Annotated in this window: 6 protein-coding genes; 3 read left to right on the forward strand and 3 right to left on the reverse strand. The window is 60.2% G+C overall.

Annotated elements, in window-relative coordinates; genetic code table 11:
* Positions 1-111: 111 nt before the first annotated feature.
* From H097_RS24900 to H097_RS24910, 3 genes are all read right to left on the reverse strand, one after another.
* Entirely contained in the window at positions 112-1,296 is a 1,185-nt protein-coding gene (locus H097_RS24900; protein WP_032863199.1) for a thiolase family protein, read from the reverse strand.
* Between the two features lie 218 nt (positions 1,297-1,514).
* A complete protein-coding gene (gene pap, locus H097_RS24905; protein ID WP_032863201.1) occupies positions 1,515-3,032 on the reverse strand; it encodes a polyphosphate:AMP phosphotransferase in 1,518 nt (505 codons plus the stop codon).
* A gap of 102 nt (positions 3,033-3,134) precedes the next feature.
* The gene (locus H097_RS24910) at positions 3,135-7,979 is read right to left on the reverse strand and encodes an NEL-type E3 ubiquitin ligase domain-containing protein (protein ID WP_032863203.1); all 4,845 of its coding nucleotides are present in this window, start codon (positions 7,977-7,979) and stop codon (positions 3,135-3,137) included.
* Positions 7,980-8,198: 219 nt separating this feature from the next.
* Here H097_RS24910 and mnmC point away from each other — a divergent pair, with 219 nt between their 5' ends.
* The 3 genes from mnmC to ngg all read left to right on the forward strand — a co-directional run bounded on the left by mnmC (position 8,199) and on the right by ngg (position 13,999).
* Positions 8,199-10,196, forward strand: coding sequence for a bifunctional tRNA (5-methylaminomethyl-2-thiouridine)(34)-methyltransferase MnmD/FAD-dependent 5-carboxymethylaminomethyl-2-thiouridine(34) oxidoreductase MnmC (mnmC, locus tag H097_RS24915; RefSeq protein WP_032863205.1), 1,998 nt, complete (start codon positions 8,199-8,201; stop codon positions 10,194-10,196).
* 257 nt (positions 10,197-10,453) lie between these two features.
* Positions 10,454-12,226, forward strand: a complete 1,773-nt coding sequence (locus tag H097_RS24920) for an N-acetylglutaminylglutamine amidotransferase (RefSeq protein WP_032863208.1) — start codon at positions 10,454-10,456, stop codon at positions 12,224-12,226.
* Positions 12,227-12,229: 3 nt separating this feature from the next.
* Positions 12,230-13,999, forward strand: coding sequence for an N-acetylglutaminylglutamine synthetase (ngg, locus tag H097_RS24925; RefSeq protein ID WP_050593445.1), 1,770 nt, complete (start codon positions 12,230-12,232; stop codon positions 13,997-13,999).
* The last annotated feature ends 46 nt before the right edge of the window (positions 14,000-14,045 follow it).

Below are 14,045 nucleotides of genomic sequence, written 5' to 3' on the forward strand. Positions count from 1 at the left end.
AATCTGAAAGATCTGATGATTGCTAAACAGCAGGTATGCAAAGGGGGAGCAAACTCCCCCTCGGATCTTCACCGGATACGAGCGACCCGGAGTGCGGAAACTATCAATGTACTAGCGCACGACTTCGAATAAACCGGTGGCGCCCATCCCGCCGCCGACGCACATGGTGACGATACCGTAGCGCAAATTACGCCGTTGCAGCTCACGCACCAGATGCCCCACCTGCCGCGAGCCGGTCATGCCGAACGGATGGCCAATCGAGATAGATCCGCCGTTGACGTTGTACCTGGCATTGTCGATCTCCAGGCGATTGCGCGCATACAGGCACTGGGACGCAAATGCCTCGTTGAGTTCCCACAGGTCGATATCGGCCACTTGCAGTCCACGGGCCTTGAGCAATTTGGGTACCGAGAACACTGGGCCGATGCCCATCTCGTCCGGCTCGCAGCCGGCGACGGTAAAGCCGCGGAAAAACGCCTTTGGCTTGAGACCCAGCTCCAGGGCTTTTTCCAGGCTCATCACCAGGGTCATCGACGCGCCATCAGACAATTGCGACGAGTTGCCCGCCGTCACTGAGCCGTCCTCGGCAAACACCGGTTTGAGCCCACTCAGGCTGGCCAGGGTAGTGTCCGGACGGTTGCAATCATCACGGTCGACCACACCGTCAAGGATCTGCACCTCACCGGAGTTCTTGTCCTCAACCTTGTACTTGACCGCCATGGCCACGATTTCATCGTCGAACAGCCCGTCGGCCTGGGCCTGGGCGGTGCGCTGCTGGCTTTGCAGGGCGTACAGGTCCTGCTCCTCGCGGCTGACGTTATAACGGCGGGCGACGATTTCGGCGGTCTGGCCCATGGGGAAGTAGATGCCCGGCACCTGCTCCTTGAGCAGCGGGTTGATCAGGTTATCGGTGTTGACGCTTTTCATGGTCAGGCTGATGGACTCGACACCGCCGGCGACAATGATGTCGCTGCACCCGGAAGCGATCTGGTTCGCCGCGATGGCAATCGCCTGTAGCCCTGAGGAGCAGAAACGGTTGAGGGTCATGCCCGCGGTACCGGTGCCCAGGCGCGACAGCACTGCCACGTTGCGACCGATGTTGTAACCCTGGGCACCTTCGTTGGAGCCGGCGCCGACAATGCAATCCTCGACGCTGGCCGGGTCGAGACCATTGCGGCTCAGCAACGCGTTCACGCAATGCGCCGCCATGTCATCGGGACGGGTCTGGTTGAACTTGCCGCGAAAGGACTTGGCCAGGCCGGTTCGCACGCTGTCGACGATCACTACTTCACGCATGGACTACCTCAATCTTGTCGTTGTTGGGAGACAGATCGAGGATAGATCCAGCGCCGGGTGATCGCGATGATCATTCACCTGACGTATGCAAAAGCATGGCTCGAACCCTGTAGGAGCGAGCTTGGCTCCGGGCGGCGTTCCGACGAAAGACGCAAGGGCTGCGCGTTCATTCAGGATGCCCGCGTTATCGTTGACGATTTTCGCGAGCAAGCTCGCTCCTACTTGTGCTTCTTCTTTTTGTCGTGCTTGTCGGACTTGGCAAACGCCTCTTCCAACGCCAGGTTGATGGTGCGCAGCACCTTGACCCGCGCCCAGCGCTTGTCGTTGGCCTCAACCAACGTCCAGGGCGCAATCTCGGTGCTGGTGCGGTCCACCATGTCACCCACGGCCGCCCGGTAGGCATCCCACTTGTCGCGGTTGCGCCAGTCGTCTTCGGTGATCTTGAAGCGTTTGAACGGGATCTCTTCCCGGGCCTGGAAACGCTCCAGTTGGGTGTCCTTATCAATCGCCAGCCAGAACTTGACCACGATCACCCCGGCGTCGCGCAGTTGCTCCTCGAAATCGTTGATTTCGGCGTAAGCACGCATCCAGTCCGCCGTGGTGCAAAAGCCTTCGATCCGCTCCACCAGCACGCGGCCATACCAGGAGCGGTCAAACACGGTGAACATGCCCCGTGCCGGAATCTGCCGCCAGAATCGCCACAAGTACGGCTGGGCGCGTTCGTCTTCAGTGGGCGCGGCAATCGGCACGATGCGGTACTGGCGCGGATCCAGCGCCGCCGCCACCCGACGGATCGCCCCGCCCTTGCCCGCCGCATCGTTACCTTCAAAGACGGTGACCAGCGCGTGCTTGCGCATGCGCTTGTCACGCATCAAGCCGGAAAGCCGCGCCTGTTCGGTGATTAACTGCTCCTCGTAGTCGTCCTTCTCCAGGCGCTGGGTCATGTCCAGGCTATCGAGCAGGCTGCGTTGATCGACGGCAGTCGGCAGCGGCGCAGGGTGAATTCCGCTGGCCTTGACCTTGGCCAGCTTCAGGGCATTTTGCAAACCTTCCAGAAGAATCTTGCCCACCGTCAGGCCACGGTAATGGGCATCCACGCCTTCGATCACGTGCCAGGGTGCGTAGTCGCGACTGGTGCGACGCAAGACCCGTTCGCCGAAATGCACAAACTTGTCGTAGGTCTCGGACTGCTGCCAGTCCAGCGGGCTGATGCGCCAACTGTGCAGCGGATCATCCTGCAAGGACTTGAGCCGCGCCTTCATTTGCTTCTTGGAGAGGTGGAACCAGAACTTGAAGATCAGCGCCCCTTCATCGCAGAGCATCTGCTCCAGGCGCTCGGCCCCGGCGATGGCCTGGTCCAGGCGGGCGTCCTTGATCTGACCATGGACGCGCGCCTGCAACATCTGGCTGTACCAATTGCCGAAGAACACCCCCATGCGCCCCTTGCCCGGCAATTGCCGCCAATAGCGCCAGGCCGGCGGACGGGCCAATTCTTCGTCGGTCTGCTGGTCGAAGGTGCGCACCTCGATCAGCCGTGGGTCCATCCATTCATTGAGCAGCTTGACGGTCTCGCCCTTGCCGGCCCCTTCGATGCCGTTGATCAGAACGATCACCGGAAAGCGTCCCTGCTGGTGCAACTCGAACTGTGCTTCCAGCAAGGCTTCACGCAACGCCGGGACTTCAGCGTCGTAAGTGTCCTTATCGACGGCGTGACCAATTTCTGCGGATTCGAACATGGGCGACTCCCTTCCAAGATGGATCAAGACTAGCGGATTGGGCAGCACGGCGGGCAAGCAATTCCAGACGGCTTGCCGTGGATCAATTGCCGTGCTTGTTGGTCAGCCCTCAGACACATGACAGATACCCAGATCCTGGTGCTTCATCATCTGCTGGGTCAGGCGCTCCAGTACTTCGTTTATCGCCTGCTGGCGAGGAGAACGCAGGGCTTCTATTTGCCTGCGGTACTCCCCGTCGGTGAGGTTTTGACCGTTCTCGAAGATCGTCTGCTGTTGCACATCAAACGGTTCGGTGACCAATCCGAATTCACGGGGAAACTGCTGTTTGAGATGGACTTTCCAGAAAGACAGTTGTGCAATAAAACACAAGAACGCGGGGGATAACTCGGCCTTGAGGACCTGTCCGCGCGCCCTCTCCAAAGCGCTACTGGTCAAGTCGGCCAATGAAGCATACTGCATGTGCTTGGGTTGTCCCGGCAACTGAAGGCTCTTGGCCAACCCGACTCGGTAGGCCAGGCTGACCTCCAAGGGATACTCGGAGGAGTGCTCGACGGCATAGCGTGCCGCAATTTTTTCCAGCTCACTGAGGCGAAACAAACCACGGCCCAAGGTCAATAGCACATCCGTGTTTCCTTGCCCGCGACCGGCCTGACGAGTCGCATTCTTGACCGTCTTGAGGACTTCTATCTGACTGAAGGTCTCTGCAGCCTGATCCGAACTGTTTGGCGGCTGAGCCGCCAGTTGAAAGACCTGCTCGCGGAGTTCGACGCTGTCGTGGGTCGACTGCAAGACGTCCCAGACCCTGCGGCTCAAATCCTCACGGACGTAAAGGCTGTCGGCGGTATCGGATAACTTGGCCAGTAATATAAACAGCGGCGCCGAGTCAGGGTCATCGCGCAGGTTCGCCCAAAGGGTGCGTTTGTTGGCATCTTGAGCAGACACCTCGTCCGGCAACCAGGCCGCCCGGGCGCTCAACTCGGTAAAGCGTGATTGATCGTCATCCACAAGGCCCATACCAATACCCATCTCGTCTCGGTAGCGGACCAGTGCAGTCATCGTTGTGGCGGACAATGGGTTACCAGCCAAGTTGATCGCCTGGCTGAAACCGCGCGTTATGGTGAATACCCAGTCGGGCAACACCGTAATCCAGTTATTGCGCAGATCCACCTGTTCCAAATGGGCCAGACGCCCGAGCCCTATAGGCAGGTCGACAATCCTCGTGTCCTGTAATAACAATGTATGCAAATCGTGCATATTGCTGACATCCAGGTGCACCTCAACAGGGTTGTGGCTCATGTCCAACCGACGCAACGTGGTCATGTCGGCCAGTTTTTTTCGGGTGTACTCGGTCAGCGCAAGCTGGTTGTGAGGCAACGACAAACTGTCGAGTTCAGGCATGCGGGAAAGATATTCCGGTAGCCGGGTCAGATTGTTACGGTCCAGATCCAGGCGCCTAAGCCCCTTGAAGTGCCTCAGGAAATAGGCAGCGTCATCGTCCAAGCGCATATTTTTGAGGGACAACTGCCGGACATGATCAAAACGAATTTCATGGGGCAGTTTCGGTAATGAGCCCACACGCATCCCGTCCAGGGTCAGACCGTAAACGGGCACCTGCAATTCATCAAGTACAAAACCCTGGCGCCGCCAGCATGCTTCAATGCGCTCAGCCACTTGCTGGCGGCTCTGCCGAATGTCTCTGAAACCCGGTTGCGTCTCCAGGTCTCCAACGTTGTTCTTCCAGTGCTTGAGGATTGCCCGCAGATGACCCAGGTCATCCTCCATACGAGCAACGGCCTTGGCCCGGGAAAGCTCATCGACACCTGACACCGACTGGAGAAGGTCAAACGCTTGCTCGTCACTGAGCAGCGGATAAATCTTCTTCACTTTGCGCACCAGCGCAGAGGATTGCGCCGCCGAACCGGTCGCTGGATCCGCCAACCGGCAAGGTGTTTCCACTGTCAGGGGCTCGTGGGCCTTAGTGGAGAAAGCCTCGGCCGCCACATCACGTTCACTCTGAGCCCGGTCGGCAACCATACGTCGCAGCCTCCAGCCGCTTTCGGTCCCTTCCAAAGGCAGTTTCAAGGTCGCCCGCTGCCTGTCCTCCAGCGTGCCCAGGATCGTCTCGAAAAGCCCGTCCGGACCTGACTGAACATCCCCCCTACTCACAGCGTTGTCATCGAACGGCTCAAAGCCTGCTGTGGACCTGACCACAACCCGACGCACGCTGGCACTCTCAATCGCACCAAGGGCCAATAAGTCACCCTGTGGAGAATCCTGGCGTAACTCCAGTCGTAGCGACTTATCCCACCCGTCTACGCGCGGCAACATGCGAACCGCGAGACACTGCGTGTCGAGGCCAGCCAACTCCGGCTGTTCAAAACCGGCAAGGGCGCGATCCAGGCGCTGTTCTTCGAGTGCATATCGCACCGATTCGGCCAGCCCCATGGGAACACGCTGCTTGTCACGCAGAGATTCCCTCTCCACCGAGGACGCCTCAGCCATCACCTCCCGCATGACTCGATAGGGCAATTGCGGATACGTCTTCCTGAGCAATTCCCACTCCTGTGGCACCGGCCCGTCATAGGACTGATACAACTGCTCAAACAGCGGTTTACGATCAGCCTTGAGGTGCTCAAGCAATTGGCGCGCCAATACAGCGTGCTCCTGATTGGCAGTAATGCCTTCCCCCAACAGCCCGATTTTTTGCTGCTCATCCAACCGGGACAACAACACATCAAACACCTTCCCCTCGGACACAGCTTTCTCGGTGATGGTCAATCGCTGCCTGACATCGTCAATAAAGCCGGTGGAGGGGTAACGCGCCTTGACGCCTCCCTGGGCGTCAAGCACTTCGAAATAACGGCCCTTAGGCCAACCCGACAACAAGGGCAAAGCGTGCATCTGCAAGATCGCACTTTCAGCATTGAGGTAAACACTGCGCTCCAACAGCCAGATCAGGTCACGAATGGAGTGCTCCAGCCTGAAACGCTCGTATAAATCACGAAACCGTGCGGGAAAGGGAAGGCATTCCTGAGCCAGGTGGTAACCCCATCGGTGGGGCTTGTCCATGATGGACTTGACCAGTTGCAACTTGCGCGAATCCAGCACCGGGTGACGACTCGCGGGTTCCAGGCGTGAAAAGAGATACCCTTCATCCTCCCACGTCTCAGGATTCTCAAATGAAAAACGCCAAGCGCCCTCACCGTTGTGCAGCATTGCCGGACGATAGGCCGTCTGCCGCACAGCGGGGTTAGCCCGCCACTGACCCAGCTTTGGATCAAACGAAACCTGATGGACGAAACCATTGACCTTTACGTAGGAATGACCACCTACTTTATAAATGCCTTCCGCATCGGCAACCCTATTGTCGACGAGGTGCTGATCATGGGCGTACGGCAGTATGTCGGGGCGCCATAGCCGTAGGTTACCGTCGTCTAAACGTATGGCCTCCAGTTCCTGGAAGTAGCCCTCAATGCCCCGTCGGGCGCGCTTCAAAACCTTACCGACCACCTTGGCCCCCGCCGCGAACAACACCATCGACGTGAGGCTCTCCGCCACAGCACCCAACTGTTTGAGCGCCTCTACCTTGTCACCGCGACGCCAGTCCTCAATGCCCTCATACACCTCGCCAAGCATCTGCCCCACCGCCACCCCCGTCATCAGCAATCCCAACGCTGGGACGACAAAGCCCGCGAGGTTGAGCAGCGTCAAACCGGCATCAAGGTACTCCAGCAAGCGCTGCTTGCGGACGTCCTCATCGACATCTACCACCGGTACCGCCAGTGTCCTCGCGTCGATTTGCAACTTGCCCACGTAAGTGGCAAAAAAGTGGAGCGCCAAGCTGGTCGTTATGGGCTTGGCCGCCAGCACACCCAGCGTACGGTGCTCCCCAAACCGACTGAAAAAAACCAGCCGGTCAACCTCCCCCAGGTAACCGGTAAAGAATGTGCGATAGGTGGAGACTTCCAGCTTCAGATCCAGATAGACCTTGAAGTCATTGAGCGAGGGATACTCAAAGAACGGTCGTTTGGGCTCATTGGGCATATAGACCACGCAGGGTTCTTCCGGGTAATCCCCGATCGGCCGTCCCGAGAACACCACGACACTCCACAGGCAACAGTCGAGTGCATTCAAGCCTTGCCAGAGGACCGGGCGCCCCTGAAACAACAGGTCTTTGGCCTGGGCGGGAGTCATGTTCCGATCAAGCAGCGTGCATAGCATGGCGTAGGAGTCCTGGGTGATATCGCCACGCATGCAGGCGATATGCGCGTCGATTCTTACGTCCAGGGTTTTCATCCAACCAATATCAACCGCTGCCCCGTTGACGTAGGGCCCATCAGCGGTCTCGCCAATATCCAGGTGAAATACTTCAGCGATGTGCTGCTGATACAGCCGACCAAGATCCAGCTCCCTGCAACCCTTGGCAAACTCATGCGCAGAGACCGCGATAGCTGCATAGGGGGCTGATCCGGCTTGCAGCCCCGACTCCTCTGAGTAATGCCCCGCTCGCGCCTCTTCCTCGGAAAAATTCTGCAGCGCCATGTGCAACAAGCTCTGCCGTTCCAGCTTGAGGCTTCTCTCATATTCCAACGGAAGGACTGCTTTTTGGTATTCGTAGGTGGCATAGACAAAAAGATCCTTTTTGGGGTCCACCGTTGCCTGCCACTTTTTCTGGCAGTACGCCTTCAAGTGCCCACTGCAAAACTCATCCAGCGACCGTAATCGCCTCAAACGGCCGTCGACCGCAGTCCTGGCCTCTTCGACCCGCTCAGCATCCTTTTCCAGCGCTTCCAGCAAACCTTTCGGGGCATTGATCATCCAGCCCGGCAGGCGCTTTTGCAGCACATCGGCCTTGGCTAGATCGCCCGTCATTTCCAACAAGGCAGCTTGCAATTGTTGCTGCGTCAATTGAGTACATGTCTTAGTCAAATCATCCTGTGCCTGCATCAGCAATATCCTTTATTGCCCAATAATCAAGCGTTAACGATACCCCGGTGCAAGGCGTTGAATTAACGCTGATAGTTAATCAATCAACGTGGTATTTCGGTGGCTTTTTCCATGTAAGAACTAATGGGCTACCGCCATTATTTCGACACGGGCAACCGTGGATCAATCGCATGCTCCGGTATCGGCTAGAATGGCCGCCTTGTCTTGGCCGAGTTACCCATGAACCCCGTACTGCCAAATGCCCAGCTTGATTGGGACGACCAGGGACGCCCGCGCTCGCGGGTGTTCGACGACGTGTATTTCTCCGACCTGTCGGGCCTGGAAGAAACCCGCTACGTGTTCCTCCAGCAGAACCGTCTGCAGGAGCGCTTTGCCGCGCTGCCCGTGGGCGGGCGGCTTATCATCGGAGAAACGGGGTTTGGCACCGGGCTCAATTTCCTGTGTGCCTGGCAGCTGTTTGAACAGCATGCGGTAGCAGGTGCGCGCCTGCATTTTGTCAGTGTGGAAAAGTACCCGCTGAGCCACGCCGACCTGCAACGCGCGCTCGCCCTCTGGCCGGAACTCAAGCCACTGGCCGATCAATTGCTCGCGCAGTACATCGCTATTCATCAAGGTTTCCAGCGCCTTGTGCTGGATCACGGGCGCGTCACATTGACGCTGTTGGTCGGAGATGCACTGGAACAACTGCCGCAATTGGACGCGCAGGTCGACGCCTGGTTTCTTGATGGTTTCGCACCGGCGAAAAACCCTGACATGTGGACTGCCGAACTGTTCGCCGAACTGGCGCGGCTGGCAGCCCCGGGCTCGACCATCAGCACCTTTACCAGCACCGGCTGGGTGCGGCGCCTGCTCAATGGTGCCGGGTTCAAGATGAAACGCACGCCAGGCATCGGCCACAAGTGGGAAATCCTGCGGGGTGAGTTCCTCGGCTGGCCGGCCGAAACGCCGGTACCCGCCAGCAGCAAACCCTGGTTCGCCCGCCCGCCCGTGCTCGGCGGCGAGCGCCGTGCCCTGGTGATCGGCGGCGGCCTGGCCGGATGCGCGAGCGCGGCCAGCCTCGCGGCACGGGGCTGGCAAGTCAGTCTGCTGGAGCGTCATCAAGGCCTCGCTCAAGAAGCCTCTGGCAACCCGCAAGGGGTGCTTTATCTCAAGCTGTCGGCGCACGGTACGGCGTTGTCGCAGATGATTGTCAGCGGGTTCGGGCATACCCGTCGCCTGCTGGAGCACCTGCAACGCGGCGTGGACTGGGACGGTTGCGGCGTCCTGCAACTGGCGTTCAATGCCAAGGAAACCGAACGCCAGGTGCAACTGGCCGAAGCGTTCCCCCCTGACTTGCTGCATCTGCTGGATAAGGACCAGGCACAGGCCCGGGCCGGGGTTGGCCTGGACCATGGCGGGCTGTTTTTCCCCGAGGGTGGCTGGGTTCATCCGCCCGCTCTCTGTGAGTGGCAGGCGCGCCAGCCGGGCATCACGGTGCATGTTCATCATGAAGTGCTCAAGCTGCGCAAAGTCGACGGCCAATGGCAGGCCTGGGACGGTGAAGTACTACTGGCCAGCGCGCCCGTGGTGGTACTGGCCGGGGCCGCCGAGGTCAAGCGCTTTGCCGCCAGCGCCGAACTGCCCCTCAAGCGCATTCGCGGGCAAATCACCCGGTTGCCGCAGACTGCCGAGAGCGCAGCATTGGCCACGGTGGTGTGCGCCGAAGGTTACGTTGCACCACCACGCCTGGGCGAACATACCCTGGGCGCCAGCTTTGATTTCAAGAGCGATGACCTGGCCCCCACCGCCGCCGAGCACGCCGGCAACCTGCAGCTGCTGCAGGAAATTTCCCCGGACCTGGCCCAGCGCCTGCACGCTGCCACATTGGCCCCGCAAGCGTTGGAAGGTCGGGCGGCCTTTCGCTGCACCAGCCCGGACTACTTGCCGATTGTCGGGCCACTGGTCGATCCCCAGGCGTTTACGCAAGCCTATGACAGCCTGCGCAAGGACGCCCGCCACACGCCGGACGCCATCTGCCCGTGGCTCGACGGTCTATACGTCAACAGTGGCCACGGCTCACGGGGTCTGATCACCGCACCGTTGTCCGGTGAACTGCTGGCGGCATGGCTGGACAATGAACCACTGCCCCTGCCCCGCAGCGTGGCTGAGGCCTGTCACCCGAATCGCTTTGCCGTGCGCGCATTGATTCGCAGCAATGTGGCAAAAAAGCCTCAGTGAGCGGCCCCTCAACCCGCCATAGCTGGGGTCCTTCCGATCGGAGCGCCCCCACTATTTGCATATCACGTTGACCTAATTCCTCCCCGCTGCACCCACGCTGCACAGCCCGCAGGGTCTGTGGCGAAGGGGAGCGGCCGTTTGCCATATAACGTATTGATCTAAAACTCCACTAACAGCCTCGGGTCAGTCCCTAGGTACCCGCCGTTTTGGCGCGTGCATTTTTATCCCTCCCCAACGGAAAAACCGGTAAGGAATTTATGTGCGGACTAGCTGGAGAACTGCGTTTCGATCATCAACCTGCCGACCTGGCAGCGGTGGAACGAATCACCCATCACTTGGCACCACGCGGCCCTGACGCGTGGGGCTTCCATGCCCAAGGGCCGATTGCCCTGGGCCATCGCCGTCTGAAAATCATGGACCTGTCGGACGGCTCCGCCCAACCGATGGTCGACGCCCAACTGGGCCTATCCCTGGCCTTCAACGGCGCGATCTACAACTTCCCGGAACTGCGCACCGAGCTTGAAGCATTGGGCTATGCCTTTTATTCCGGTGGTGACACTGAAGTGCTGCTCAAGGGCTATCACGCCTGGGGCGAAGCCTTGCTGCCCAAGCTCAATGGCATGTTTGCCTTTGCCATCTGGGAGCGCGACAGCCAGCGCCTGTTCATCGCCCGCGACCGCCTGGGCGTCAAACCCTTGTACCTGTCGCGCACCGGCCAGCGCCTGCGTTTTGCCTCGGCGTTGCCGGCGCTGCTCAAGGGCGGTGACATCAACCCGCTCCTCGATCCGGTGGCGCTCAATCACTACCTGAACTTCCATGCCGTGGTGCCCGCACCGCGCACCTTGCTGGCGGGCATCGAAAAGCTGCCGCCAGCCACCTGGATGCGCATCGACGCAGACGGCAACACCGAGCAGAAAACCTGGTGGACCCTGCCCTATGGCCCCCGCGACGATGAACAAAACCTGACCCTGGAAGACTGGACCGACCGCGTGCTGGACAGCACCCGCGAAGCCGTGGCCATTCGCCAACGCGCAGCGGTGGATGTCGGCGTACTGCTTTCCGGTGGTGTGGATTCAAGCCTGCTGGTGGGCCTGTTGCGCGAAGTCGGCGTGCAGGATCTGTCGACCTTCTCCATCGGCTTTGAAGATGCCGGGGGCGAGCGTGGCGATGAGTTCCAGTATTCGGATTTGATCGCCAAACACTACGCTACCGAGCACCACCAGTTGCGCATCGCCGAAAGCGAAATCATCGAACAACTGCCCGCCGCATTCCGTGCCATGAGCGAGCCGATGGTCAGCCATGACTGCATCGCCTTCTACTTGTTGTCCCGGGAAGTGGCCAAGCATTGCAAGGTAGTACAAAGCGGCCAGGGCGCCGATGAGTTGTTCGCCGGTTACCACTGGTACCCACAGGTGGACGGCGCCAGCGACCCGTACGCGGCTTATCGCGAAGCATTCTTCGACCGCAGCTACGACGACTACGCGGCCACCGTCGCGCCGCAATGGCTGACCGCCAATGACGCCGCCGGCGACTTCGTGCGCGAACATTTCGCACAACCCGGCGCGACTGCCGCCGTGGACAAAGCCCTGCGCCTGGACAGCACGGTGATGTTGGTGGACGACCCGGTCAAGCGTGTGGACAACATGACCATGGCCTGGGGCCTGGAAGCGCGTACGCCGTTTCTCGACTACCGCCTGGTGGAGTTGTCGGCCCGTGTGCCGGGTCAATTCAAACTGCCGGACGGCGGCAAGCAAGTGCTCAAGGAAGCCGCGCGCCGGGTGATCCCCAGTGAGGTCATCGACCGCAAGAAAGGCTACTTCCCGGTGCCCGGCCTCAAGCACTTGCAGGGCGATACCCTCAACTGGGTGCGCGACCTGCTGCTGGACCCGAGCCAGGATCGTGGCCTGTTCAACCCGGCGATGCTCGACCGCCTGCTCACTGACCCGCAAGGGCAACTGACGCCGTTGCGCGGCTCCAAATTGTGGCAATTGGCAGCGCTGAACCTGTGGCTCAGCGAACAAGGAATCTGATTGATGAAACCTCACGCCACGGCCTACAGCCAACGCCTACTGCGCGGCCAGGCGCCGTCCTACGAGCGCCTGCAGGCGCGCTTCGCCGAAGACGGCAGCGAACCCAGCGCGCAACCCATCGCCGTGCATTGCGGCTGGGGCCGCCTGTTGATTGGGCATACCTTCCCCGACCCAGCGAGCCTGGCCCTGGAGTTGCTCAACGAGCAGCCCGGGGAACGGGATATCGCCCTGTATGTGGCCGCGCCCCAGCAGATCCTCGGGATTGATCCACAACAGTTGTTCCTCGACCCCTCCGACACCTTGCGCCTGTGGTTCACCGACTACCGTCCGGCGACCCGGGTGTTTCGTGGCTTTCGCATTCGTCGCGTACAGAGCGAAACCGACTGGCAGGCCGTCAATCGCCTGTACCAGGGGCGCGGCATGTTGCCGGTGGACGCCAACCTGTTGACCCCGCGCCATCAAGGCGGCCCGGTGTACTGGCTGGCCGAAGATGAAGACAGCGGTGCAGTGATCGGCAGCGTCATGGGCCTTAATCATCAAAAGGCCTTCCATGATCCGGAGAACGGCAGCAGCCTCTGGTGCCTGGCCGTGGACCCGCAATGCTCGCGGCCAGGGGTCGGTGAAGTGCTGGTACGCCACCTCATCGAACACTTCATGAGCCGTGGCCTGAGTTATCTGGACCTGTCGGTATTGCACGACAATCGCCAGGCTAAAAGCCTCTACGCCAAGCTCGGCTTTCGCGCCCTCGCCACCTTCGCCATCAAGCGCAAGAACGGCATCAACCAGCCGCTGTTCCTTGGGCCGGGGCCACAGGCCGGGTTCAACCCCTATGCGCGGATCATTGTCGAGGAGGCCCACCGGCGCGGGATCGACGTACAGGTAGATGACGCCGATGCCGGGCTGTTTACCCTCAGCCATGGCGGGCGCCGGGTGCGCTGCCGCGAGTCATTGAGCGACCTGACCAGCGCGATCAGCATGACCTTGTGCCAGGACAAGAGCCTGACCCACAAGGCACTGAGCGCCGCCGGTTTGCAATTGCCGGCGCAACAACTGGCGGCCAGCGCCGACGATAACCTGGAGTTTCTCGACGAACACCGGCGCATCGTGGTCAAGCCGCTGGACGGGGAACAGGGCCAGGGCGTGGCCGTGGACTTGCAGACCATCGAAGAAGTGCAACGCGCCATCGAAGCGGCGCGCCAGTTCGACTCACGGGTGTTGCTGGAAAGCTTTCATGAGGGCCTGGACCTGCGCATCCTGGTGATTGGTTTCGAAGTGGTGGCCGCTGCGATCCGTCGCCCGGCGCAGGTGATCGGTGATGGCAAGCACTCGATCGGGGCCCTGATCGAGGCCCAGAGCCGGCGTCGCCAGGCTGCCACAGACGGCGAGAGCAAGATCCCGGTGGACGACGAAACCCTGCGCACCCTGAAGGCCGCGGGATATGACTACGACAGCCTCTTGCCTTGCGGTGAAGTGCTCGCGGTACGGCGCACCGCCAACCTGCACACCGGCGGTTGCCTGGAAGATGTCACCGCAATCCTGCACCCCACGCTGGTGGATGCCGCCATCCGCGCGGCCCGTGCCCTCGATATTCCCATGGTGGGCCTGGACTTGATGGTGCAGGCCGCCGACCAGCCGCAGTACGTATTTATCGAGGCCAATGAGCGTGCTGGGTTGGCCAATCATGAACCGCAACCGACTGCGGAGAAATTCGTGGATCTGTTGTTTCCACATAGTGAAAAGCTGCAAGTGACAAGCTGCAAGCCGCAAGAATAAAGCAGCCCCTATTTATCTTGCAGCTTGCAGCCTGAAACTTGCAGCT

The organism is Pseudomonas sp. FH4, assembly GCF_000510915.2.
GTDB lineage: Bacteria > Pseudomonadota > Gammaproteobacteria > Pseudomonadales > Pseudomonadaceae > Aquipseudomonas > Aquipseudomonas brenneri.